The sequence below is a fragment of the Stutzerimonas azotifigens DSM 17556 genome (assembly GCF_000425625.1).
GTDB lineage: Bacteria > Pseudomonadota > Gammaproteobacteria > Pseudomonadales > Pseudomonadaceae > Stutzerimonas > Stutzerimonas azotifigens.
Genome location: NZ_AUDU01000097.1, coordinates 1 through 1,138 on the forward strand (window position 1 = coordinate 1; position 1,138 = coordinate 1,138).

Below are 1,138 nucleotides of genomic sequence, written 5' to 3' on the forward strand. Positions count from 1 at the left end.
CTCAGACACAGGTGCTGCATGGCTGTCGTCAGCTCGTGTCGTGAGATGTTGGGTTAAGTCCCGTAACGAGCGCAACCCTTGTCCTTAGTTACCAGCACCTCGGGTGGGCACTCTAAGGAGACTGCCGGTGACAAACCGGAGGAAGGTGGGGATGACGTCAAGTCATCATGGCCCTTACGGCCAGGGCTACACACGTGCTACAATGGTCGGTACAGAGGGTTGCCAAGCCGCGAGGTGGAGCTAATCCCACAAAACCGATCGTAGTCCGGATCGCAGTCTGCAACTCGACTGCGTGAAGTCGGAATCGCTAGTAATCGCGAATCAGAACGTCGCGGTGAATACGTTCCCGGGCCTTGTACACACCGCCCGTCACACCATGGGAGTGGGTTGCTCCAGAAGTAGCTAGTCTAACCTTCGGGGGGACGGTTACCACGGAGTGATTCATGACTGGGGTGAAGTCGTAACAAGGTAGCCGTAGGGGAACCTGCGGCTGGATCACCTCCTTAATCGAAAGACTTCAGCTTCTTCATAAGCTCCCACACGAATTGCTTGATTCATTGCGAAGGCGATTGGGTCTGTAGCTCAGTTGGTTAGAGCGCACCCCTGATAAGGGTGAGGTCGGCAGTTCGAATCTGCCCAGACCCACCAATTGTCGCGGGGTCGCAAGACCGGTTGACATTGGGGCCATAGCTCAGCTGGGAGAGCGCCTGCTTTGCACGCAGGAGGTCAGGAGTTCGATCCTCCTTGGCTCCACCACCTCCGGCTTGGCTGACTTGCTTGATAGAGCTCAGAAATGAGCGTTCCGGATGGAATGCTGATTTCTGGTCTTTGCCAGAATCGTTCTTTAAAAATTTGGGTATGTGATAGAAGTGACTGAGAGATTGCTTTCACTGGCAATCGCTCAGCTCAAGGTAGAGTTTGCGATTCAAGCGCAAATTTTCGGCGAATGTCGTCTTCACCGACCGCTCGAGCCTGCTGCGAAGCAGATTGCTTGGGGTTATATGGTCAAGTGAAGAAGCGCATACGGTGGATGCCTTGGCAGTCAGAGGCGATGAAAGACGTGGTAGCCTGCGAAAAGCTTCGGGGAGTCGGCAAACAGACTTTGATCCGGAGATCTCTGAATGGGGGAACCCACCTG

At 54.5% G+C, this 1,138-nt stretch carries 2 tRNA genes and 2 rRNA genes; all 4 read left to right on the forward strand.

The window, feature by feature from the left end:
• Window positions 1-506: ribosomal RNA gene (locus H610_RS0108505) — 16S ribosomal RNA — on the forward strand; the annotation flags it as partial.
• Window positions 507-571: 65 nt separating this feature from the next.
• Window positions 572-648: transfer RNA gene (locus tag H610_RS0108510), tRNA-Ile, on the forward strand.
• A 32-nt stretch (window positions 649-680) separates the two neighbouring features.
• Window positions 681-756: transfer RNA gene (locus H610_RS0108515), tRNA-Ala, on the forward strand.
• A 247-nt stretch (window positions 757-1,003) separates the two neighbouring features.
• Window positions 1,004-1,138, forward strand: a 23S ribosomal RNA gene (locus H610_RS0108520); the annotation flags it as partial.